This is a genomic window from Eubacterium sp. BIOML-A2, from assembly GCF_009680135.1.
GTDB classification, from domain to species: domain Bacteria; phylum Bacillota; class Clostridia; order Lachnospirales; family Lachnospiraceae; genus Faecalicatena; species Faecalicatena contortus_B.
Map to the genome: position 1 here is coordinate 1 of NZ_WKZK01000078.1, position 23357 is coordinate 23357.

Here is a 23357-nt window from a genome sequence, read left to right on the forward strand (position 1 = left end):
TCTTTCATACTGATTTTAGTATATCAGATTCATTAAAATCTGTCCGAAAAAGTGTCTTAATTTATGAGACCATTATAAATCGCCAAGATCCAGTATATCTTCATAATTATCACATAAAGCTCGAAATCCCAGCATATCATCAAAAACCTTCCTTGCTTGGTGGTCTGGATAATATTTTTTATATTTTAATCACAATCCTTATTCTCCTTCATATCTTAAAAATATTCTCTCCCCGAATTCTCAATTACTTTATTACGTACTTAGTACCTCTTCCCCTACCTTCAACTTTTATGACACCTTTTTGTCCCATATCTTTCAACAACTGTGTTGTCTTTGATTTGCCAAACGGGACATACGGTGCAATTTCGCTAATTGATTTTAATATTGTTTTACTTAAAACTTTATATATCTTTTTCTCATCTTCCGTTAAATTTAAATTCTCCTCAAAAACCGGAAGTACCATCTTAATTGTATTTTCTGATATTTCAAATTCTGGTTTTTTCAGTCCCTCTTCATAGAGTTGTTTTATTCTTGTAATGCCTGTTCCGAATATCTCAACAAACCCTAATCTATAAAATACGTTTGCAAGATTTCTATTTCTTAGAACTGAAATTTTACCTGATAAATATTCTTCTTCCGTTATTCCGGAGGGCAATCCTCCTGGTGAAATAACTTCTATCCTATCATCAAACATTAGAACTCTTATTTGTGATTCTACATCCCACATTCTATGAATCAAAGCATTTGCAATTGCTTCTCGAAATGCAGCTTCTGGTATTATTTCGATCTTCTTTCTATCGGCTCCCTGTATTTCTTCATATTGATAATAATCTCTAAATACATCTAACGTTTTGTCATATACATCCAATACTGATATCTTTTCAAATGTTGCTCTCTTTTGAATGATACTGATATTTTCACCAAATTTTACCATATCAATTCCCGGAAAATGATTTTTATCTGCCAAAATACCAGCCGCATTATTATATCCATTGAATCTTTCATATAGGTTCAATGTTTTTAATGTATCTTGATTAAATGTTTCGATCTGAATACTTTCTTTTAATTTTTGATGCAAGATTTCGAAAGCTAAATCCTGTTCTTTATATGGCAACTCTTCAAATCCGATGTTTTTTCCTTCCAAAATAAGTCTTGAAAATTCTAGCGTATCTACCTCTATTGTCGCTGTATCGTTTCGCTTATATGCTTTTGATTTGTATAAATACGGCTTTTGACCACCACTTTTTACGGTAAGCTTGATCGTTTTATCATTATTTTGTATTTCCAGAGTATAATTAGGTTGTGGAGAAATACTATCATTAATTTTATTTTCAATGTCCAAACATGCTTGTTTTATGTCCGGCACTCCTTTAATGTTACCAGCGTCATCGATTCCAAAAAAAATTTCTCCTCCATCATAATTTGAAAAGGCACTTACTGTTTTTAAAAACGTGTTTGTAATTGTTTCTTTGAATTCTATAACCCTTGTTTCACGCATGCTGTGCATATCCTTTCCATTTTCTTGTTTATATTATATGCAAAAGTGCGCAAAAAATCAATCGTATTTTTTTGCGATTGATTTTGCGCACTTTTAATACTGTATACTTTTAATACGATAATCAGTTACTATATCATGCAGGGCAATTTGCCCCATTTCACTCGCGCAGATCAATAACAGCTAATCCGCCAATCTCTCCCATCTCAAACTTCATTTCTCTCTCAAGCCAGCTAAGATCTTGCCCCTGGCGTTCGACAAAAATCTTTAAGTAATTCGGTATTCCTCTTCCACTGTGCTTAATGCCATATACCCCGTCTTTGTATTGAGAGTCCATTCCGCCTAATTTTATCAATCTCTGATTGAGTTTATTAAATATATGATCGCTCTTGCTCAGATCCTGAAATAATTTATCTAAAAGAGATAATTTCAATGAATGATTTAGTACCTCTGTATCAAATATTTTATGTCTTGGCAAATTAAAAAGAATCTCGCTAATACTTCCAGCATCTGATAAAAAACATCCGTTAATGCAGTCTTCGCACCGTCTGAGTGTTTCTTCCCCTATGAATTGAATATTTTTTATTTGTTCTGTTATGTCCGGCTGCGTGGTCGTGTAGAACATATATAAAGGATACGCATTTCTATATCTGGCTTCATTCAAAAGCAAATCTATCTGGAATCCATTTTTATTACCATAACTTAATAATGAATAATTATCCTGATTATTTGGCCATAACTTTTTAGCCTGTACCAAAAATCTATAGCCATTATACTTATCTTTATAATAAGGATCCGCCGTTAATATCCACCACTCCCAATCCGCTCCATTCATTGATTCTTCATGGCGTGAAAATGCCTTATAATAAATATTGGGATTGCTGCTTGATATATCATATAGCAGCCAATCTGTCAGAGACTCTTCTTTTACATGCACCTGCTTCAGTAACCATTCATAAATAAAAGCAGAACACTGATGGAACATAAGCTCCTCTTCCTCTTCTCCAATAACTACTACTCTTTTCATTAGTGCTTTTCCTCCCGGGTTAGTGCAATCAAATTGCCCAAACCGCCTTCTGGCAGATGATCTTGTGCTGGCAGCATTCTATCATAGTATTTAAAAGATTTTAGATTTACTTCCTCCGCACCTTTTTCAAGATTGTTATACTCTGCAATAAGACCTGCCTGATATTGCTGTATTATTATCAACCTTTTGTTTCATAAAGCTTTTTACTACTTCCCCATATAAAAAATATCTTAATCCACCGAATCTTGACTCTTCCCAGCTTCTTTTCTTCTCTTCTTCAGCGCAGCCTTCCTCTGGCGCGTTTCATACATATCCCGAATCCACACCTTAACCGGCGCCTTCCACTGCTCCTTGGGACTTGGAATATTCTTGATCAGGCTTTTCGGATTCAGCCCCATTTCTTTTGCCATGCGGATGTCTTCCTCTGACAACCTGCATTTCTTCTTCGCTTCTGCCCATAACTCCTTCTTATATGCCATTTCGATTCCTTTCTGATTATCCGTTGTATCTTTCTTAAATTCTGCCGTATTACTTCAGGTGGCTCATATGAGCCCAGATTTGATAATCTATACTGCGTACATTTATATTTCTATGTTTCTTTTTCAGATATTCAGCGGCCTCGGCAATCATCTTCTGCGCTTCTACCGGTTTTACTTCACGGCTAAAAAATCCATTTAAAAATCGAATTATATGCCTGTCCGGTTTTAACAAACTTGAATCACCGCAGAGCATTTTGAGATAAGCAAGAGAGATTCCGCTTCCCTGTCCTTTTACCGTTTGATACTTCTTTGCAATACTTTCATTGAATTTTTCAGTAAAATCCTGCAGTGTTTCGATACCGTTTTTCTGCATTATTTTTGCACAATTAAGAACAGCCTCTGATTTTAAGATTCCATTTTTACTTGATGTTCTCTGTTCATTTTCTACTACATATCTTGCAAAGTCCAGTACCCCCGTCTCTTCAATATTTTCTATTAATTGACTGATTGTATGCTGTTTATCTGCCGGAGGAAAAGCATCGCTCTGCCTGTACTGCTGAATGTTATATTTTTTACAGTATTTTATTACTACATTGTATGTTGAAGTATAAGTAACACCAATTGAATAAATTGCGTCTAAAAGGCATAGTGGCAGGCATGAGTAAAAATACTCTTTCGGCAGTTCTATTTTATCTAAGTCAAACTGGCTTTCCAAATAATCTGCCAACGTAATATTATCTGACACAAGGTGATCATCTGAATAAGAAGGCATATAGTTCCCATTTTGCATTTGGATTTCCTCTTTTCTATAGTGATTATTTTACCATTTTATTACGTCTAATGTGTTTTCACAATATGCAATACTAAATGCAACTTCTCATATCAGTCTCTACCCATCATAAATATTTTCTATACACTCAGACCGTGTCTTCAAATAGAATGTAAATCTCTGTCTGACAGTTAATTCGAGCTATTCATTCTATTTTTCGATTACTTTTTCTGATAATAGCATTCAGCCATTTTTCTGATTTATGCTCTACCCGCACATCCTCTGTAATCCAGCATTCCTCTAATACATATCCACCTTGTTGCGAAAGTATTTGTAACAATTCTTCCTGTGTAAGATCACAAAAATACCGGTTATCAGACCATCTTTCAGAAATCCCGTATTTCCAGGAGGCATATAGGACGCCCCCCGCTCTTAAGGCAGTCATCATTTTCCTAATTATCTCCGGTAACTTATCTCTCTTTACATGCAGCAAAGAGGCGCAGGCCCATATACCGTCAAACGCCTCTTGATAATCCATATCCTCAAAACGGAACTGCACTACCTTCTGGCCGGTCAGTCGTTCAGCAGCTTTACACATCGACTCTGATGCATCGGCAGCCGTCACCTGATATCCCTGTTGTATAAACCAATAGCTATCGCGACCACTGCCGCAGCCCGCATCCAATATATGCGCACCTGGCTCCATGTATTTTAAAAAGCGGCCGTAAACTTCTGACATATCAGCCTTCCAGGTGTTTTCTATAAATTCCTCTGCATGCTCATTATAATAGGTGATTGTCTTACTATCTTCCATCCGTATTTCCCGCCTTCCATAAACTTTCTGGATTTCTTATTTATTTCAAGGAAGCAGCTACAGAATCAAATCCGCAGGACATTTCCATAATTCATATCCCTGCAGCAAGGCGGATTCATGCAGTGGTTTTAAATTATGTTCAAGTATATTCGTAAATCTTTCCTCCGTGTTTCCCTCGATAAATAAGGTTTCACTTGCCCATATTGCATTGAGATTATCTCTCCTGCAATTTTCGAATTTTTTACGGATACCGGGATTGCTGAAAACAATTTTATATAAGTAATACTGATTGCCAGCCAGCCCCGGAAAATAGCTGTCCCATTCGGGAAGTCTGTTATTCTTGCTGGAATTCAGCCGCTTCTCCATTGGCGTTAAGTTCCATAATTCGTCATTTGCGATGTATGACCGTGGAACAAAGTGATCCAAGTCATAACTTTTAAGATCCAATTCTTTTCCTGAGTAGATATCATATATCGGAGAGCCGCCTGTTTCGACCGCACTCTTCCATAGCTCTCTGGCGTGATGCAATTTCCGGACCTTGTTATTCTCGCGCTCTAATTTATATATGATGCCGGGAACCCCCGGGTTACGGTCCTGCAGAAAACGGATTTTCTTTAATTGGATCCAGCTGTATATTACGGGATAGTTATCCAGAATCAGCTGCCTCCAGTGCGGATTTATTCGGATCTTTTTCTGCAGTCCTTTTCCATCAATAATGGTGTAGAGAAGCGATGTTTTTTCATTCATCCGATTGATATACTCAATCAGCCTCCCCCGCTGGTTCCAAAGTTTGTTCCCGCCTCCGAGCTCATCCAGGAAAGATGACAAAAGCCTGTACGGAACGCAGTTCGTAAGGTTCGTTTTATCACTTCTCAGTTCCTTTTCATTCAGCTTGATGGCCGCTATAATGTCTTCCCTTTCTGCATCTTGTGGTAAATCCGTGTTCTTAGCCAGAGTGTTAATGGCATGTTCAAGAAAATTCTCTGTTTTGTTTTTTATAACCGGTCCCAGATGGAGGTGAAAACAGGTGACTGTATACCAGGCCCCGCAGATCATTTCATTAATAATAGCATCAAAACTTACCACTTCGTTATCCCTAATTAAATTCAGGATTGCTTCGAGCCAATAGAATTTATAACACTGGGAAGGGTCATCCAGCATTTTTGCAAATTTAATTGTATCTAGATTATTTTCATAAATAATTTCTGAATCCAATTTTAATTCCATACTCATGTTTCCACCAATCCCTTACCTGACAAATTTACCGCCGCTCAATCCGTCATCGATCTTCTTTTGTATATGAATCAAGCCGTTATTTTCCCAGAAGCTCATAATAGAATATATACTGCTGCATAACCCCTTCACAGCCCTTATACCGCCTTTTCGGAAACCCTTTCGGATAATGCTGTTTTAATGCCTGATTAATATGAGTGTCTACTGGAAAAGCCTGGAGGTGATGGAGCGCAAACAGACAGATACAGTCAGCCACCTTTTCGCCTACGCCGAATAGCTTCAACAGCTCTTCTTTTGCCTTTTTATACGGCATCTGCCGGATCTCATCCAGGGATATATCACCATTTACCACGCTTTTGGCTGTCCTGACCACATATTTGCTCCTGTATCCCAGATTGCAGGCCTTCAGCTCGTCCTCATCCAGGCAGGCCAAAGCCTCCGGTTTCGGAAACGTATCATAAATGTTGCCGTCAGCATCCTGTTTTCTATCCCCGTATTTTTCGCTGATATTTTGTATGCACCTTCTGATCCGGACAATATTATTCTGCTGGGATATCAGAAACGACACAATCATCTCCCATAAATCCTGATGCAGGATGCGGATGCCGCTGCCAAATTCTGAGGCAGACAACAGATACCGGTCACGCTGGCTGATACATTTTTGATAGTCTTCATAGTCAGTATCCAGGTCAAAATAGTGCTTCCAATAATTTTCGTATTCTGCCTCATCACAATAAAATGTGCATTGGTTCCCGCTCTGCCGGACTTCCAGATATCTCTCCCCGGCGATCACGGAATATGTATCTTCCCCCTTCTGGCTCATCCGAAAACACTGTCCGGAATCGCAGATCTGGGATATATCAAAATAATTCAGTGTTTTTTCAGTCATTGCTTTCATCCGTATCTCTTCTACTCCACTCCTGACTTTGCGCAGATATCCGCAAGACAGCATTTATCACAGTGCGGCTTTGTCCGTGCCGTACAGACATCCCGTCCGTGGTATACAAGCCTGTGGCAGAAGTCACTCCCTTCCGCCGGCGGTATAAGCTTCCACAAGGCCATCTCTACTTTTTTAGGATCTTTTATTTTGTCTACCAGTCCAATGCGGTTTACCAGGCGGATGCAATGTGTGTCTGTCACAATCGCCGGCTCACCGAATACGTCCCCCATGATTAGATTGGCGCTTTTTCTTCCTACCCCCGGAAGCTTCAGCAGCTCATCAAAGGTTTTCGGTATGCCGCCGCCATATTGTTCCTTTAATATTTTCATGCAGGCGCTGATGTCTCTGGCCTTGCTTTTGCCAAGCCCGCATGGCTTTACGATGCGCGCAATATCCTCCACATCGGCTTGGGCAAGCGCATTCACATCCGGGTACTTTGCATATAAATCCTCTACCACCACATTTACCCGGGCATCTGTACACTGTGCTGCCAGACGCACACTCACAAGCAGTTTCCATGCCTGGTCATAGTCCAGGGTACAGTCCGCATCCGGATATTCCTTTTTCAGACGTTCTATGATTTCCAATGCTAATTCTTCTTTTGTCATCTTGATCCTCCAATTAAGAATTTATCAAAATCTGTTTGCTTACCCTCCGCCTATAGAGGTGGGAGGATTATCCGCTTTCAAGATTAATCTTCTTCTATTATAACAACCTTGCACATTGCTTTCCAGTTATAATTCTCTGCGTTTCTATTATAGATCAAAGTGGGCAAGCCCACATGGTCTTCCCACCCCCTCACTCATGTGGGGCTTGCACACTTTGGCGCCGCTTTGCGGCTATATACCTTATCATGGCGTGTGCATCCCCCGGAGGGTTTTATATAATTAGCAAGTGCTAAGCACTTTCCTATTATATAAGAAACAGAGCCGCAGCTCCATAGAAGTTTCTTCCACTATGAAACAACAGCTCTTAACTTTTTTTCATGAAATGTTATAAGTCCTTTATCTCTTCCATCATAGCTCTTCGTTTCCGATACTTATATCTCCAGGATCCCACAATCCGTTCCACGATTTCCGCCCCGCCTCTGAACTCCTTCATATGGGACAAAATCTGTACTATCTCCTTGTACGTTGATCGGTTGCTGGCCCGATCCGCCATCCCTTCTATATTGTCTGCATATATCTGAACTATCTCTTCGGCATATTCTTTCTGTAATATTTTCTCATAACGGCGCAGTATGTTTAAACTTCCCGATTTTTTTATCGCCTCCAGCAAACGCCCATAAAGCCCTTCTTCCTGCAGCAATTCATATAAATGCTGCTCGCCATAAGGCGCCGTAAAAACTGCTTCCCGCTCCTGTTCCCATTCTTTACTTGTAAACAAAGCCTTATATTCCTCATAGTCTTCCTTCGAGGCCCATGATTCATTTAGGATGATGTCTTTTAATTCTGCACGGTACTTCTCCACATCCCCCATCTGTTTATAAATCTGCATCAGAGTGCGTCTGTATTCCATTACCAGGACAGGTTTGCCTTTTGACTGTTCCAAACTTTCCTTGATAAGACCGATTGTCTGTTCATAAGCGCCTGCCTTCTGGCCCTTGCTGATCCAATATCTCCGTACGTCATCCAGATTCCAGTACTGCCGCGAAAATTCCGTCAATTCAGTGTCCGAATACCCCAGCTCTTCCATAAAATATAGTATATCTGTCACACAGGTACTTATTGTGTAAGAATCCTCCCAGGTGACCTTCCGGCTATCACATTTCTTTAATGCCTCTTCAACAATGTTCAACATTTCTGTGATATATTCTCTTTCGTCAAAGAAGTCCTGCATAAACCCCCAGGCCCTTTCTGACCGGTAATGCACTCCACTTCTGCTTACGATATCTTTTAAACCTGAGAATATCATATCCCCGATACTCTGTTCACCGCAATCATCCAATAACTCTTCCCATATTTCAGTACAAAGTTCAAGAATCTCATCTGTTACGCCGTCTGATTCGTCGACGGCCACATATTCAAGCTCTTTATATAAATACAGCGACAGTTCAAAAACCTCTTGATAGCAGCCACACTTCATCAGTTTCCCCGTTATATCCCCCATGATCCTGTATATCTGTTTTTCCAATTTTGAGGCATGGTAATAGTCCAGGTATCCGTACTCCTGGCACTGTTCTTCGAAAATCTTATCGATCTGACTTTTGAATATCTCCATCATTTCCCGGCTGTCGCTGAATTCATACTGGATTTTGAATTTCTCATATAAGTTCTTATCCTTGTACAGAAGTTGTTTGACATAATCTCTGAGATCAGCTTCACTCACACGGTCAACGGAAGCGGCGATTTCCTGTCTCCTGTGTTCTGTATCCGGGATGTCACCGGCTTTTCCGGAATCACTTGCAGATCTGCTGCTCCCGGCAGCCATACATTGATTTGTAAGCTCATACAGAACCGCCGCCATATGCTTACAGTATCTTCCCTCCTCTGCATAAGGGCAGTCACAATACATCTCCAGCACTTCATCATCATCTACTATAATTTCCACTTCATAATTGTATGAGCCGCTTACAATTGCCTCATAGCCGTCTTCTGTAGACAAGACATCGGAAACCAATCCTTCGGCCCAGTAATCATAGCCTCTTTCTAATATCTTGGAAGAAAACAAATTTTCCTATCCCTCATATATCATATGTACTGCCTCCATATCACTTTTTTTAATTATATCACTCCGTGTGATGGAAATCAGCATGCTTCTGCAATATATTCAGTTTAAACTCAGAATATTGGCTGCATTTCACCCCCAAGCTCTCCTGACGCTTTCCTGCTGTACCACGCAATCAGAAGCCCAAGCGCAGCCGCCGCGTAAAAGATAATAAATACCCCATGATCCAGCTTCTCAAACAGAAAACCATAGACCATCTGCCCAACCGGCTGTGCACAGGTTGATACCGCAATGATCCAGGATATTACTTTTCCGATCATTTCCTGCGGCACTGTCATTTGGATATAGGACATAATCTGGATGGTGTATATAGATGATAATGCCATGATAACCATTCCTACTGCCGTCAGCGCCGCATACGTCAGATATGCCGGACCGTCTATCATCAAAATGACACCGATAGGCCCCAGGAGAATTCCACAGTATGCTATCAGTCTCCAACTATTCCCCACTTTCAGTCTTGCCCCCAGCACACCGGCTCCCACTCCGCCTGCCAGTCCGCCGACCGCCAGTGCCGCCTGCATGAATCCATACAATCTGGATGCTTCGCTCTCTGAAAACCTCAGCAGCTGCATAACGATTACAGGAAGCCCTATAATCATCAGGGAGGACATCACCAGATTTACCCCCGCACAGCAAAGTGTCAGCTTTCCGATCTCAGACTTTTCACGGCTGATGTAAGATATGCTTTGTTTTAAATCTGCAGCTGCCTCACGCAGTACGGAGACATTCCGTGTCCTACGTGAAGAGGGGATATGAATAAAGAGTTCCATGACCGCCGATAAAAAGAAACATCCTGCAGCCATAGCCAAAACCGGGTAAATCCCCCATAAACTGTATGCAATTCCTCCAAGTGCAGGCCCCAGAAGACCTGAAAGCGAAGATACCATATTAATGACTGCATTTGCCTGCATCACTCTTTCACCGGACACCAACACCGGTATGCTGGCCTGCACGGAAGGCTGGTAAGCGCCGGATATGCCGTAAAGCATAAACAGCATCACCATAACAAGCCCCGTTATATTAACTTTTCCGTAAAATAGTAAAAAGAGGATTGTCAGGGCCGAAGTAAAAAAGTCCAAAAATACCATGATATTTCGCTTATTTACCCGATCCGCTATGATACCTCCGATGGGTGACATTACCGCCAGAGGAATAAATGCGCACCCGGAAACAACACCAAGTACCGCCGCTGAACCCGTTACGTTCAGCAGATGAATCGGCAATGCAAATCTCATAACCGCATTGCCGAACAACGAAATAATCTGACCGGCCACGACCAGCCAAAAATCTTTTGAGAATCCTTTTTTTTGCTTCATATATTCTGCCTCCATTTTTTGTTTTAGATACCGACCGTTGGTATGTATATATCCAAAAATTATCTGTCCTGTTCAGGCAGGACAGATTGTGATCATCCTAATTATTCTTGTTTTTCTGATATATAGCTGCATATTCTTCCAAAGCAGCCAGCACTTTATCGTCAATAACATTGATCCCAAATGATTGCAGTATTATGTGATAAAACTTTACCTTCTCAATCATCTCCTCCGGACCGCAATGATAAATCATCGGGTTGAGCCATACATTTCCCAGCAGCATAATGACTTCCGCCAGCTGCTTTGGATAATCCGTCTGAATGGAACCGTCTTCGATTCCCTCTTCAATCACCTTCCAGACCAATTCCGTTGCCTCTCTCTGGACAGAGTCACGCAAATATAGCACGAGAAGCTGCGGGTTCTTCAGCATATCCGGAGCCACTTCAAACATCTCCTTCTGTGCAGGATTGAACGCAGATACCCGGAAAAGTTCCTTCAGCTTTTCCATCCCGCTCAGATCTTTTCTATTGGAGACCTTCATCATCTCTGACTCAGAGCCAAGATACATCTTGTCGGCAACTGCCATCATGATATCCTCTTTTGACTTAAAATGATGGTATATGGCCCCCTTGCTTAGACCGCCCAGGTGATCGATTATGTCCTGAATGGATGTATGGTCATACCCCTTCTCACTGTACAGACGGGCAGCGGTATCAATGATTAAATTCCTGGTTTCTTCAGGATATTTGTTTCTTGCCATGTCTCACTCCTATTTCTCTTTAACATACTAACGGTATGTTTATTTTACATACTTACGGTATGTATGTCAAGAGATTTTTATGTTTTAGTGGAAAGGATGTAAAACTAATACACTATATCCCGTATCTTATTGCTCAACCCGAATATCTCCATTCTTAGATTCCAACTCGATCTTCACTGTCGGCCTATCGCCCACATCCCCTTCTATGCGGCCCTTTTCAACAAGCATCCCGTCTGAAAGAGGGGCCTTGACGGTCCCGTTTTTCGTTACCGCTCTCAGTTCATACTCCAGCCCCCGTGGAAGGAGGAGCTCGATCTTATCATTTTTATTATAAAAGGATAAATCTCCATCCACCTTTTCATATGAAACATACAGCTTCCCAGAGTTCTCTGCCCGGTAAACGCCGCTGCCTGCTGCGGATTTGATTACTGCATTCCCGCTTGTGGTAGTGTAAGAGATTGTACCTTCCATTTTGCTGCATTTCAGTTCTCCTGAGGTTGTTTCCAGGCGGATCTGCCCGCCCCGGATCTTGCCCAGCTTCAATGTTCCCCTGGTCGTGGATAAATAAATGGATGGTGCACTGGCCCCGCTGATCGTAACCGTACCGGACGTACTGTCAATCCGCAGGCTTTCCAAATCCAGGACCGTCCGACTTAGATTAATATCCCCATCTGTAGTCGTAACCCCCAGGCTGCCCGAATAAGAATCCGGCAGATAGACCTCCACGTATCTGTGAAAACCACTTTTAAATAATGGCTTTTTCCCTTCGCTGATTTGCAGCGAATTTCCTTGTTGTTTCACACTCGCAAAATATCGTTTATCACAGTCTGTCATAAATTCTTTTACTGTAATTGTCTCGTCACTGCTTTTGTAAAATGTAATCTCCTCCTCATCATAAAATATATTCAATTCTGTTATGCTGTCAGATGGAAATTTAAGTACATTCGGTTCATCTGCCGGCTTTTTTGCACATGCTCCTCCAATTAATATTGTAACTGCAGCTATAATACCGCATCCCCATATTTTTCCTGCATACTTCATAATACAGCCTCCTAAGCTCCTGCTCTCTCGGTTTGAGTGAACCATTCATTCATATTGTGTTTAAAATATTGGGGACATCCCTGCCCCATTGTTTCATTGCTGTTTCATTTTTTATAGGCATGGATCATATTATCCATACATACTTCCTTCGCCTCTTCCGGTGAAATATCCTGCTTCTCAAAAGTAACATAACGAACATCCATGGCCCACCATGACAGCGTCTCAATGATCAGACTGGTGGAAAGTTTCACGCTTTTTAACGAACGTATAATTCCTGTTTGGATAAATGACTCCATATAGGCTGACATCGTGTCGAAAAATTGTTTCCGGTAATCTGTGTAATATTGAATCAAACGTCCGCAGTCCATCGGGTTCTTTTCTATGAAGAGACATCCCACAGCATATCGGGACATCAGGTCAAATGCATCCGAAATCAAATCTTCAAAACCATAGGATGTCCCGGCATGCTCCAGATTCCTTCCGAACTCATCTGCAATAGATTCAAATGCATCCTTTATTTCCTGATCCAGATCCCAGAAAAGTTCTTCTGTTATGGGTCTTTCAAAATCTCTTTCAATAAAATCTGGATCCAAAGTGCACTTCAGCAGGAAATGCATGATTTCCTCTTTTCCTGTAAAATCATGGTATATGGTACCTACGGAAACGCCTATTTTCCTGGCAATGTGGCTGATCTGCGTTTTAGAATACCCTTGCTGAAGGAATAGCTGCACAGAAGCATCATAAATAGCGTGGATTCTTTCATTTTTCATGTAAACAGCCCTTTCTAGTGAATGAATTATTCATTCATATTATATGCACACCCGCATGGAAAAGTCAACCTATTTTAACATTATCGTACAGCCATGCTAATAGATCGCCTGAGACCGTGTATTACAGGATACCTCCTAATTCGGCTCAACACTTTTAATTCCGTTGAGCCGTTTATGTGTTTTTGCCCTTTTACACACATGTTTGCGCGTATATACTATAACAATCACTTGAACGAAACCAAAATATAGCTTCTTTACTTATTCACTTATTTATATTCATTATACTTAAAATTTTTACCCCTTACTTCATCGGCAGGATACTTTTGGCCATTCTTCTGTATTTTCCTGGTCAGTATATCCTTAAGATCCATGTGATTCATCTGAGCAAAACGCAGTACAAAAAACAGTACATCTGCCAGTTCCTCTTCAACATGCCGGCGCTTTATTTCATCGTTCATGATTTAACTACTGCTGTCAGTGCCAGCATACTCATAAATTTAGTTTTCTTCATAATCTGATTCTCCTTTTTCTTTTTCTTTATAGTATATAATCAACATCAGCAGTGCTGCCGATGCAATTACCAAGACTTTCAGGCCTAGCACTACGCCTGAATCACCTGTTTTGAGGGCTGTGGCGTGCACACCCTCCCCTCTCTCAATTTCAACCACCGGAGGCCTATTATCTGCAATATAGATGAATTTTGTTTGTCCGCTGTCCCCGCCGCCTCCGGTATTCCCGTTTGCCGAGACGGTGCCTCCGCTGAATAGAAGAAGCATCAATAAAATGCCTGCACTTATTATTTTTCTTGTCATGATGCACCTCCCGTTTATTGTACAGCGGAGATATAAAACAAGGTCCCCTGCCCTGTATCCGTTGGATCGGTACTGATCTGGAAGACTCCTTTGTATACCCCGTTGCCCTCCTGGGACTTCGTGTTGAACCAGATATCCTGAGACTGGTTTGCCGTGCCTAATACACCGGCTCTTGCATAGCCCTCACTGATGGCCGGTGCATCTAACAGCTGCCCCTGACTGTCATAAGAAGAAACCAATAGTTTTTTATTCTGGTCATTAGTCTGGATAAGTTCAAAGTTTTTCAGGACGTCTACATTCACCTGTTTATTGCTTCCACTCACGCTCTTGTAAGCAACCGTTACCCTCGCCCCCGCATGATCCTTGTCCGGATTGAGGTTCGTTCCATTTTCAGTCAGCAGGATATTTTTCGGGATCGAGATGTAGGAATCAGGGCTGATGTCCTTCCACACTGCTCTCAGGCGTATGCTTTTATTATTCGCATTCTGACCGGATGCAAATGTATAAACAGCTGTATCGCCTTCCTTATATGTAAGTCCCGTTTTTTCTGTCCATGCTCCTGTATCCGACATTTCCTCAACCGTCCAGTGGTCGAACACCTTCCCGGCAGGATACTGTGATTTATCGGGGAAATTAATAGCAGCGCTGTTTTTTCCAGCATAAGTTCTATAGCTATTCTCATCAGTGAGGCTGGTAAGTGGACTTCCGTCTGCATCTATATAGCTGACATTAAGTCCCCTGTCATATTTCACAGAAGCGACTTCCTGATTATCCGCTGGTACTCTATCCAGAGAAGTTGTGTGCTCCATATTTAGATAATATGTATAAGCGTCCCCTTGACCGTCATACGTTTCCGCAAAATTTTTGAAGATAATATTCGAACCGCTTATCATCTTTACATACTTTGTATCGGAAGGTGCAGCATTGTAAGTAAGGTCTGTTTCAGAAACATTTTGTAAATACTTATTTATGTGTCCGGTTACATACTCGCCAGGTAAAATTCCACCTTGTTGATAAACAGGCACTATTTCTACTTCGAATACGGAAGTATACATAATTAACGCAAGACGTTTTTTTTCATCGTCATTCAAGGGGCCACTATCCGATGCAGCCAGCAGTGCGGCTGTATCACGGCGGAAATAGTCGGAAATGTCAATCGAATCCCCCGGCCTGAAATATTCCTTACCTGCTATATCCTTATACAATGTCCTTACATAGTCTGCCGGCAGCAAGGGGTTTTCCACTGCACGAATCTCAGCCTTAAAGCCAACGAATGTCCCATTCCCTCCACTTGGATCATCTGGGGCTTGAAAACTATCTGAGAAAACAATCTTGTTCTGCTCCAGAAGGTCAAAATTGACCCCGTTTTTTACAATCAGATTATCAGGCTTTTCCGTTGTAACATACTGTTCATTATTCGTAACAGTCCCGCTGATTCGTTCCGCAGTAATATCAACCGCACGCTGGCTATGCCGTCCCGTTTTATTAGCAACAGGCATAAACAGTACATATTGGAAAGGACTGATTTCCTCCCTGCTTTCGGCACCGGCATTAAACCATGAATAATTCCCAAGCTCAAGTAAACTTTTTTTTTCTCTCTCAACTGAATATTGCGTACTGATGGGATCTGTCCCCGTTTCATCAAAGCTTAATATTTTCGGATTAGTATACCCCCACTTTGGTGTGACGGCAAACTTAAAAAAATGATCCGTATCTGCCGCCCCCGGGTATCCTGTGCCCGCAGCATAATTCTTATTTGCGATCGACTGCTTATCCAGAAACATTTTCCCGGTAGAAATCCCTACTTTTGTCTGATTTCCTGTGGTAGGATTACCTGAGTTATCCTTTGTGTCCCGTATCATATAGGAATCCAGCGCATCGCCATTTGAACCCGTGGAAATATTGGTAAGTTTATCAAAATAATGCGGCCCCTGTGCACTGCTGCTTGATTGTGTCTGTAAATAAAAGCTGTTCTTTATATTGCTGACCGTTATGAGCGCCCTGAACTCATAGGAATCACGGCCTCCGCCGGACGGCGGGGTATATTGAGCCTTCATAAGCCTGACTTTAATCTTTGCCCCGTTTTTCGCTGTATATTCTCTCATAATTTGCGACGCACCTGTGTTGCTTGTATCCCTCCAGCTAGGTTCCCAAAGTGTAAAAGTTTCGCTGATCGGCATGTAAGTTGAGAAATCTTCCCCATTGGGGAAATAATTCAGTGTCAGTGTGGGGGAGGGCCAGTAAAAATAAAATGGAGATCCTCCCACGCCTACTCCTCCTGTGCGGTACATATAGGACTCAAATATTAATTCACCGCCGCTGCTGAATGTCCCGGTTGAAATATCTTTATCTTCTATACTTCCAGCATCAGTAATCACTTTAACTTTTTTCGGACCCGTGCGGGCTATTGAAGCCTTTTCGTTACTATCCATATAGTTTGTACCATAATACGGATCTGGATCCTGATACCTACCCGAGGCATCCGTCTTTCTCAGCCAGCTGTTCCCGCCTTCACCGCTGCTCTGCTTATCACCTGTTCTCTCATACACCCCATAAATAAGTTGATCCCGTTCTTCGTCTCCCACTACCGTCATCGTGACGGGATAATTCGGATATGTAAAAGAATAGGTAACCGTCCTGTTGTCCTTATCCTCTTCTGCTCTAATATCCGGTACCGGCACATTGGTTTCAGAATGCTTAAACTCAATGCCGGCAGGCGTGATATTTGCTGACGGCGCTGTTGCATAATATCCCGGTGGATACGTTAGCTTAACTTTCACTTCTGTCTTGTATCTTGCGCTTACACTCCCATCACTGTTCTGAATAAAGCCTCTGAGATACTCCAGTTCAAAGCCTGCACTTTCTTTATCATTCACGACTGTGACTGAAAACTCGGCTGTATTTAGATCAAATATAAAGGAAATAACTGCCCCGCTAGGTACTTCATACGCGATATCGAAGTCACTGTTCTCCCCCTGGTCTAATGCATAGAAGTAAACTCCATCGATGAAATCGTAGTAATGTATAGGATATGCTTTTGTAACTCCGCCTTCAGACATTTGAATTTGTGCACGAACAAACTTATAAGGCTCTCCGTCAAATTCCTGGTCTTCTATTCCGGTGATCTCTCCTCCTGCAAAATTATAATCTCCCATCTCTTTTAAACCATTTTCTGTATACATTGGGACAGAGATTGTAGATGTATTACTTGCTATTTTCATAGCCTTTAATTCACCCACTGTCTTTGTATCCGCAGACTCCGGTGAACCTTCCGGTGTTTCCAATGTGTCTCCGGGTGTTTCAGGTGCTTCAGGTATTTCAGGTAATGCAGGTATTTCAGGTGATGCAGGTGTTTCAGGTGATGCAGGTGCTTCAGCCGGTTCCGTGAGCGAATCTACCGCCACATCAATATTCTCTGAATGCTCTCCTGTTGGTGTCCTGAAAAACACTTGAAATGAGAACACTTCATTTTGGGTTACATGATAAGAACCATTCTCCAAATCCATGCTGCCCCCATCCGGGTCAAGGATATCTACTATCTCAACTCCCTCATGTATGTTTGTCCCATCTCCTATAATATCTGCTTCCGTACCCTCTTCATTCGGAATAATTTGGAAACGATATCCGCTCGGCGCCTCATAAGCCTTTACCTTCAGTTTTCCGGTATCAGATAAAACAGCCGATAAAACCATAAGTAAAGCAAGAAATAAAGCTGGCATTCTCCCCCAATAATTTTTAATTCTTTTTCCCATTACGAACTCCCCCTGTTTTACAACATAATATGTATTATGTCGTAAAACAGGCTCATCCCGTAATGTATATTAAAGCGTAAAGTCTTTTTGATTAGGGAAATTTAACCAATTATAGCTTTCAGAATTTTTTGTATTGGATTTTATTAGATTTTTCAGACATTTTTTAAGATTATATATTGTAAATTTTTTCCAATTGATATATACTAATACAAAACAAGTAGGAATTACTATTTTGTTTTAAAAAGTTTTATTCCATAAACAACATAATACATATTATGTTGTTTTTTTATGTATAGGAAGAAACAACCAGGTCCATCTTTGAAAGCCACCTTTTACACTCTTTTCCAGTTGTCGTCGTATAGGTCCTCGTCGTTTCTATACTTGCGTGTCCAAGTATATCTGCCAGTCTGACAACATCCTTTTGCATACGATAGTAAGTTAATGCGAACAGATGTCTTAGATTATGGGGAAACACCTTATTCTCACAGACTTTAGCTTCCTTACATAGTTTCTTCATGGCATTCCATATATTGCTCCGATCCATTGGTTTTCCATTCCTGGTAATAAAGACCGGCCCTCTGTTAATATTCTCTTTCATGCAGTAATCCTTCAGCATTTTTATCAGCTTCATTGGGATGAAAATAACTCTTACTTTCCCTTTATTGTGAACAATTGCTTTTCCGTTTTTCAAACTTTCAACAGTAATATACCTGTGTTCTGATACCCTGATCCCAGTCCCGCAAATCGTCTGCAAAAGCATATAGAGACGTATATTCCCACCTCTCAACGCTGTATCGAGCAGTCTCTTATATTCATTTTTGGTCAGTTCCTTATCTTCTTCATAGAATACCGAACTCTGGACTCTATAAAGCTTTAATTTTAGATTGCTTAACTTCATAAACTCAAGCAGCCCATTCAATGCAACAATCATACTATTGATACTGGAAATCTTATATTGATCAGAAAGGCTGTTTTTATATCTAACCAGAACTTCCTTTGTAATCTGTTTATTTCCTTCCGGCAAATATTTATAAAAATGCGTAATATCCCTCATATACTTTTCGATTGTTGCTTTACTGCGTTCTTCATCATACAAATATGCTTTGTATTCTTCCATAATTTTCAAGTCTAATATCATTCGCTTCATAAATATGCACTCCTTTATCGTAACAGTTTTGTCCTTATCATAACATGCCCCAGCATCAAGTTGACTGGTATTTTTTTCCATATTTAGTTTATCCGAGAAGCTATATTCTGATCCGGACCAAAAGACATAAAGCGGCCCCGGAAACGTCCATTTTATCTACATTTCCGGGGTTCTGTATAAGTTCCGTCATATTTTCCTGATTTTGATCCTCTTACTATTACATCTGCCGCATGTTTGTGACATTTATACAAGCTTTTCAAATTCAGGAATTTTGACTGTCACTCCGCCTTTCATAGCTGACTTGTGTGCGCATATACCAGTTCCTGTCCAATAAGCACCTGCTATATCGTCTGGTACAGCTTGTCTGTTTTCGATAATCGCCCGAACAAATTCATGAATCATATGCGGGTGCGATCCACCATGTCCTCCGCCCTGTTTAAAAGAGAGATGCGTATTTTCATCATTATACACTGTTTCTGTCGTAAATGAACCAATACTCTCCGGAAGTCGTGAGGCATAGTCCGGTACTTTTATTCTATCTTCTGTAATTTCAGAGCCTCTGCTATATCTCTGAGGATCGCCGTCAATATCGACCATTTCCTGTTGAATTCCCCCTGTCCGTTTATAAATAACCGGATCTTCCGAAGCAAGCTGCTGCCATTCAAAACTCATTTGGCTTCCATATATCCTGAAGCATTCTGAATAACTTCGGGCAACTCCATATAAAAAACGTTCCATTTCAATCGCAACATCGCTGTTTTTCATTGTGACCAAAGCGCTCTCAAACGCAAAAGGCGAATTGTACTGCCCAATCAATTCATCTCTGATCCGCCCGGATCCTTTCGCATATACTTCCTTTGGATAGTCATTTAAAAGCATAAAACAAGGTCCAATAGCATGCGTCGGATGCATAAGCGGCGGAAATCCTTCCCAATATGACGGCCATCCTTCCATATCCTGATAGTGAGCACATGTCATATATTGTATTTTTCCGAATTCACCTCTATTTATAAGATCTTTCACGTAAAAATACTCTCTTCCGAATACGGTTGTTTCCATAAACATATACTGTTTTTTGCTTTCTTTTCTTGCCCGAATGACATCTTCTAATTCCTTTAGATTCATTCCCATAGGTATCGTACAGCCACAATGCTTTCCCGCCATTAAGGCACGTATAGAAAAATCTGCATGTGTCGCCGGAGGCGTTGTAATATGTATCGCGTCTATTGTCTCATCTTTCAATAATTCTTCAAAATTATTATAACAATCCCGGTCTGCGATTCCAAATTTTTCATTTGCCAATTTTATCAAATCGTCATTCGTATCTGCTACTGCAACACTATATACATCAGGATGCCTTAAATAAATTGGAATAAATTCCATGCCAAAACTTATCCCTACAATCCCAACCTTAATTTTATGATCAGTCATACAGATCCTCCCTTTAATTAAAAAGCGGCATTTCCTGAGGATAAATCCCCATATTTCCAGGACGGGGTACAAGGCCTTCGCTTCGTTTAGATACATCCATCAGCTCAGGAAGATCATTTACCGGACTGTCAAGATAAAAATATGTACAGCAGGACCAATCATCTTCTCTCTCAAATAATAGCGGCCGGCCGTCTAACATAGGGATATCAGCAAAATCTACCTCTTCTCCATCTACAGAAATAATCCGGTTATCAGCCGCCTGATTCTTGTAAAGCAGCTGGGCATGATGGAAATAATCGTCTCTGTCAACGCCGCCGATCTGCTGAATCGTCGCTCTGAAATCTGTATTGAAATAAATCGGATCAGGGATATGGAGGCGATAACAACACAGTTCCATATATTTTTTATCATACACCGGACAGCCACAGTATAAATCATAAAAATAATCCTGTCCCCACGCTGTCCCAATGTAATCTTCGACACCCGTTCCGCATATCGTCGGATACTTATCGTCTCCGTCAATATACGCCTTAAATTCGCCTTCTCCCCACCATGTATCAGAATACAATTTTGTATTGCACCGAACTCCCATATTTGTCCCCAGGAACCTCCCCCGGCCCTTAACACACGGCAAAATTTCAAAATCCTTTTTCTGGCAGGTTAAATTCTGCCTATTAAAATATGAGTGGAAATAAAGTATATCCTCTCCCAGCGAATCCCCTAACGTGTAATCAATATCATAGTAAAAATGTCTGACAGTGGTCTTAGATTCATTTGTTATCACAATTTTCATTCCTGTTTTGAACGGCATCGGGATGTATGTACTGAAACTTCTGCCCTCAGGATTTGAAAAAAGTGCGTTTTTAAATACAGCTGTTTTTCCTAGTCCTACACAGAAAAAATCACCAAGCGGAACGCTTACCGCCGCCTTATCATTCATATCCCAAAACATTTCAAGCTTCAGGCCCCGAAGCGTCTCCGGCGTCTGATCGCTTATTGTAATCCAAATGCGCCGTATGATACCGCTTGTATTTTCCGCGTGTGCAAGGACTCTGCTTTCTCCGGTTCCAAGAGCAAACCATGGCGATCCCTTTCTTCCATTTCTTGCTTTTCCTCCGGCTCCTTTTTCTCCATCCGTGTTTTCAAAACTTGCCCACCTTGAAACAACACCCTTCGGGAATGTAAACATTTCTTCTCCAAACATAATAAATCCTCCGTTATTTTTAGTCTTTTATACCTGTCATCTTAATTCCTTCAAGGTAATATCTTTGAAGGAAGATAAAAATAATAACAGTTGGAATGACCGCCACAACCGATGCTGCCAAAATAAGATTCCATGAGATTCTCAACGACCCCATCAATGTTGCGATCTGTATCTGTATCGTATATTTACTTTGATCCTGTGCAACTATAGTCGGCCACAAATAGGAATTCCAATTTGTCACAAAAAAGGAAACTCCCAGAGTAATAAACATTGGTTTCGCAAGAGGAACATATATTTTTCTGAATATCTGAAAAATAGTACATCCATCAATTCTGGCTGAATCATACAATGCATCCGGCATCTCTATAAAATACTGCCGGAACAGGAACACACCATATGCGTGCGGCACCATGGGAAGTATCATCCCCCACAAAGAATTGACGAGCCCCATACCCTTGATTATAAAAAACAATGGAATGATTATAACCGGGAACGGAATCATCATTGTACTTAAGACCCACATAAACAAGGCTCTTTTTCCCGGAAATCTTAGTCTTGCAAAGGCAAATGCCGCCATTGAATGGATGATCAAAGCCAAAACGGTAACCATTACCGCAACAAAAAGTGAGTTTCCGATACCGGTAAGAACATCCAGTGATTCAAATACCTCTTTAAATGCATCAAGCGTAATATGCTGTGGAATAATCCTGTAATCAAATACTTCCGTCTCTTTTTTCAATGAACTACTGATAAACAGAATAATCGGAAATAATGCGAAAACCAAAAAAGTACAGGCAACTAAAGTTTTTAAAATTAATATTCTCGTCTTTTTTGCCACTGTATCACCTACTTAAATTTTAACAGTTTTAACTGTATTACTGTAATAATCATTATAATCAGCGCCAGAGATACTGCAATCGCAGATGCATAGCCAAACCTGTACTGCTCAAATGCAAGCTGATAAACATAATATACTGTGACCTCTGTTGACTTCGCCGGTCCGCCTGCTGTCATGACCCTAATCTGATCAAATACTTGAAATGATGAGATAACAGTTGTGATCAATATAAATATGCTTGTCCCTTTTATTAAGGGGAACGTGATTTTAAAAAATCTCTGTACAGCATTAGCGCCGTCTATTTTTGCCGCCTCATAATAATCTGCGGGAACGTCTTTTAAGGCCGAAAGAAAAATAATCATATTGTACCCAAAAACAATCCATATTCCTACTATAGCTACACAAACCAACGCCTGTGTCTTTGATCCAAGAAAAAGCTGCCTGCTTATTCCTAATTGTTCCAATATTTTATTAATGTAACCGTTTCTGGAATTGAATAAAAAAGTCCACAATGTTGCCGCTACAATTGTTGAAATCGTATTCGGAAGATAGATCCCGATCCTCACAGCCTGCTGCCTCTTATTTCCACGGATCGAATGAACAAACACGGCAGCTCCAAGAGACAGCAGATATACAGCAATTACATATATTCCGGCATATTTGCCTGTTATAAGTAGACTGTCCCAGAATGTTGAATCTCTTAATACATCGATATAATTGCTGATTGATTATTCCGGGCCTCCGGCCCACCCAGGCCGCAGTTTAGCGCAGTTAGACCGCGCATCAGCCCATTTGATACAAT

The 23357-nt window shown here is 40.9% G+C and carries 21 protein-coding genes; all 21 read right to left on the minus strand.

The genetic code is table 11. The annotated features are described in order from the left end of the window. Positions 1–244 precede the first annotated feature (244 nt). Positions 245–1498 (minus strand): ATP-binding protein, encoded by a 1254-nt coding sequence (locus GKG43_RS20880; RefSeq protein WP_055155283.1) that lies wholly within the window; start codon positions 1496–1498, stop codon positions 245–247. Between the two features lie 157 nt (positions 1499–1655). Continuing rightward, entirely contained in the window at positions 1656–2522 is an 867-nt protein-coding gene (locus tag GKG43_RS20885; protein ID WP_055155282.1) for a DUF6615 family protein, read from the minus strand. A gap of 230 nt (positions 2523–2752) precedes the next feature. Continuing rightward, entirely contained in the window at positions 2753–3001 is a 249-nt protein-coding gene (locus tag GKG43_RS20890; RefSeq protein WP_050640594.1) for a hypothetical protein, read from the minus strand. A gap of 49 nt (positions 3002–3050) precedes the next feature. After that, positions 3051–3746, minus strand: coding sequence for a hypothetical protein (locus GKG43_RS20895; RefSeq protein ID WP_129879814.1), 696 nt, complete (start codon positions 3744–3746; stop codon positions 3051–3053). 229 nt (positions 3747–3975) lie between these two features. Continuing rightward, positions 3976–4584, minus strand: coding sequence for a class I SAM-dependent methyltransferase (locus tag GKG43_RS20900; RefSeq protein ID WP_055155279.1), 609 nt, complete (start codon positions 4582–4584; stop codon positions 3976–3978). 57 nt (positions 4585–4641) lie between these two features. After that, a complete protein-coding gene (locus tag GKG43_RS20905) occupies positions 4642–5811 on the minus strand; it encodes an HNH endonuclease domain-containing protein (protein ID WP_055155278.1) in 1170 nt (389 codons plus the stop codon). 85 nt (positions 5812–5896) lie between these two features. Beyond that, complete coding sequence (locus GKG43_RS20910) at positions 5897–6715, minus strand: DNA glycosylase (protein ID WP_330612217.1); 819 nt, start codon at positions 6713–6715, stop codon at positions 5897–5899. 11 nt (positions 6716–6726) lie between these two features. Beyond that, on the minus strand, positions 6727–7365 hold the full coding sequence (nth, locus tag GKG43_RS20915; RefSeq protein WP_055153380.1) for an endonuclease III: 639 nt from the start codon (positions 7363–7365) through the stop codon (positions 6727–6729). Positions 7366–7750: 385 nt separating this feature from the next. Continuing rightward, a complete protein-coding gene (locus GKG43_RS20920) occupies positions 7751–9427 on the minus strand; it encodes an SWIM zinc finger family protein (RefSeq protein WP_055153382.1) in 1677 nt (558 codons plus the stop codon). 110 nt (positions 9428–9537) lie between these two features. Then, on the minus strand, positions 9538–10803 hold the full coding sequence (locus GKG43_RS20925; RefSeq protein ID WP_055153384.1) for an MFS transporter: 1266 nt from the start codon (positions 10801–10803) through the stop codon (positions 9538–9540). 97 nt (positions 10804–10900) lie between these two features. Beyond that, entirely contained in the window at positions 10901–11560 is a 660-nt protein-coding gene (locus GKG43_RS20930; RefSeq protein WP_050640602.1) for a TetR/AcrR family transcriptional regulator, read from the minus strand. Positions 11561–11686: 126 nt separating this feature from the next. Continuing rightward, positions 11687–12601, minus strand: coding sequence for a DUF4097 family beta strand repeat-containing protein (locus GKG43_RS20935; protein WP_050640603.1), 915 nt, complete (start codon positions 12599–12601; stop codon positions 11687–11689). A 104-nt stretch (positions 12602–12705) separates the two neighbouring features. Then, positions 12706–13371 carry a TetR/AcrR family transcriptional regulator gene (locus GKG43_RS20940; protein ID WP_050640604.1) on the minus strand — a complete coding sequence of 222 codons (666 nt, stop codon included), beginning with the start codon at positions 13369–13371 and terminating at the stop codon, positions 12706–12708. 266 nt (positions 13372–13637) lie between these two features. Beyond that, a complete protein-coding gene (locus GKG43_RS20945; protein ID WP_129879816.1) occupies positions 13638–13829 on the minus strand; it encodes a MazG-like family protein in 192 nt (63 codons plus the stop codon). A 39-nt stretch (positions 13830–13868) separates the two neighbouring features. Next, a complete protein-coding gene (locus GKG43_RS20950) occupies positions 13869–14183 on the minus strand; it encodes a hypothetical protein (RefSeq protein ID WP_055154942.1) in 315 nt (104 codons plus the stop codon). Positions 14184–14197: 14 nt separating this feature from the next. Further along, a complete protein-coding gene (locus GKG43_RS20955; RefSeq protein WP_129879818.1) occupies positions 14198–17935 on the minus strand; it encodes a hypothetical protein in 3738 nt (1245 codons plus the stop codon). A 286-nt stretch (positions 17936–18221) separates the two neighbouring features. Continuing rightward, positions 18222–19082, minus strand: coding sequence for a tyrosine-type recombinase/integrase (locus GKG43_RS20960; protein WP_055154952.1), 861 nt, complete (start codon positions 19080–19082; stop codon positions 18222–18224). 243 nt (positions 19083–19325) lie between these two features. Further along, positions 19326–20513, minus strand: a complete 1188-nt coding sequence (locus tag GKG43_RS20965; RefSeq protein ID WP_050640628.1) for a Gfo/Idh/MocA family oxidoreductase — start codon at positions 20511–20513, stop codon at positions 19326–19328. 13 nt (positions 20514–20526) lie between these two features. After that, positions 20527–21717, minus strand: a complete 1191-nt coding sequence (locus tag GKG43_RS20970; protein WP_129879819.1) for a glycoside hydrolase family 172 protein — start codon at positions 21715–21717, stop codon at positions 20527–20529. Between the two features lie 19 nt (positions 21718–21736). Beyond that, positions 21737–22555 carry a carbohydrate ABC transporter permease gene (locus GKG43_RS23465; RefSeq protein ID WP_050640630.1) on the minus strand — a complete coding sequence of 273 codons (819 nt, stop codon included), beginning with the start codon at positions 22553–22555 and terminating at the stop codon, positions 21737–21739. Positions 22556–22563: 8 nt separating this feature from the next. Further along, positions 22564–23163: a sugar ABC transporter permease gene (locus GKG43_RS20980; RefSeq protein WP_173020132.1), complete on the minus strand. Its 600-nt coding sequence runs from the start codon at positions 23161–23163 to the stop codon at positions 22564–22566. Between the last annotated feature and the right edge of the window lie 194 nt (positions 23164–23357).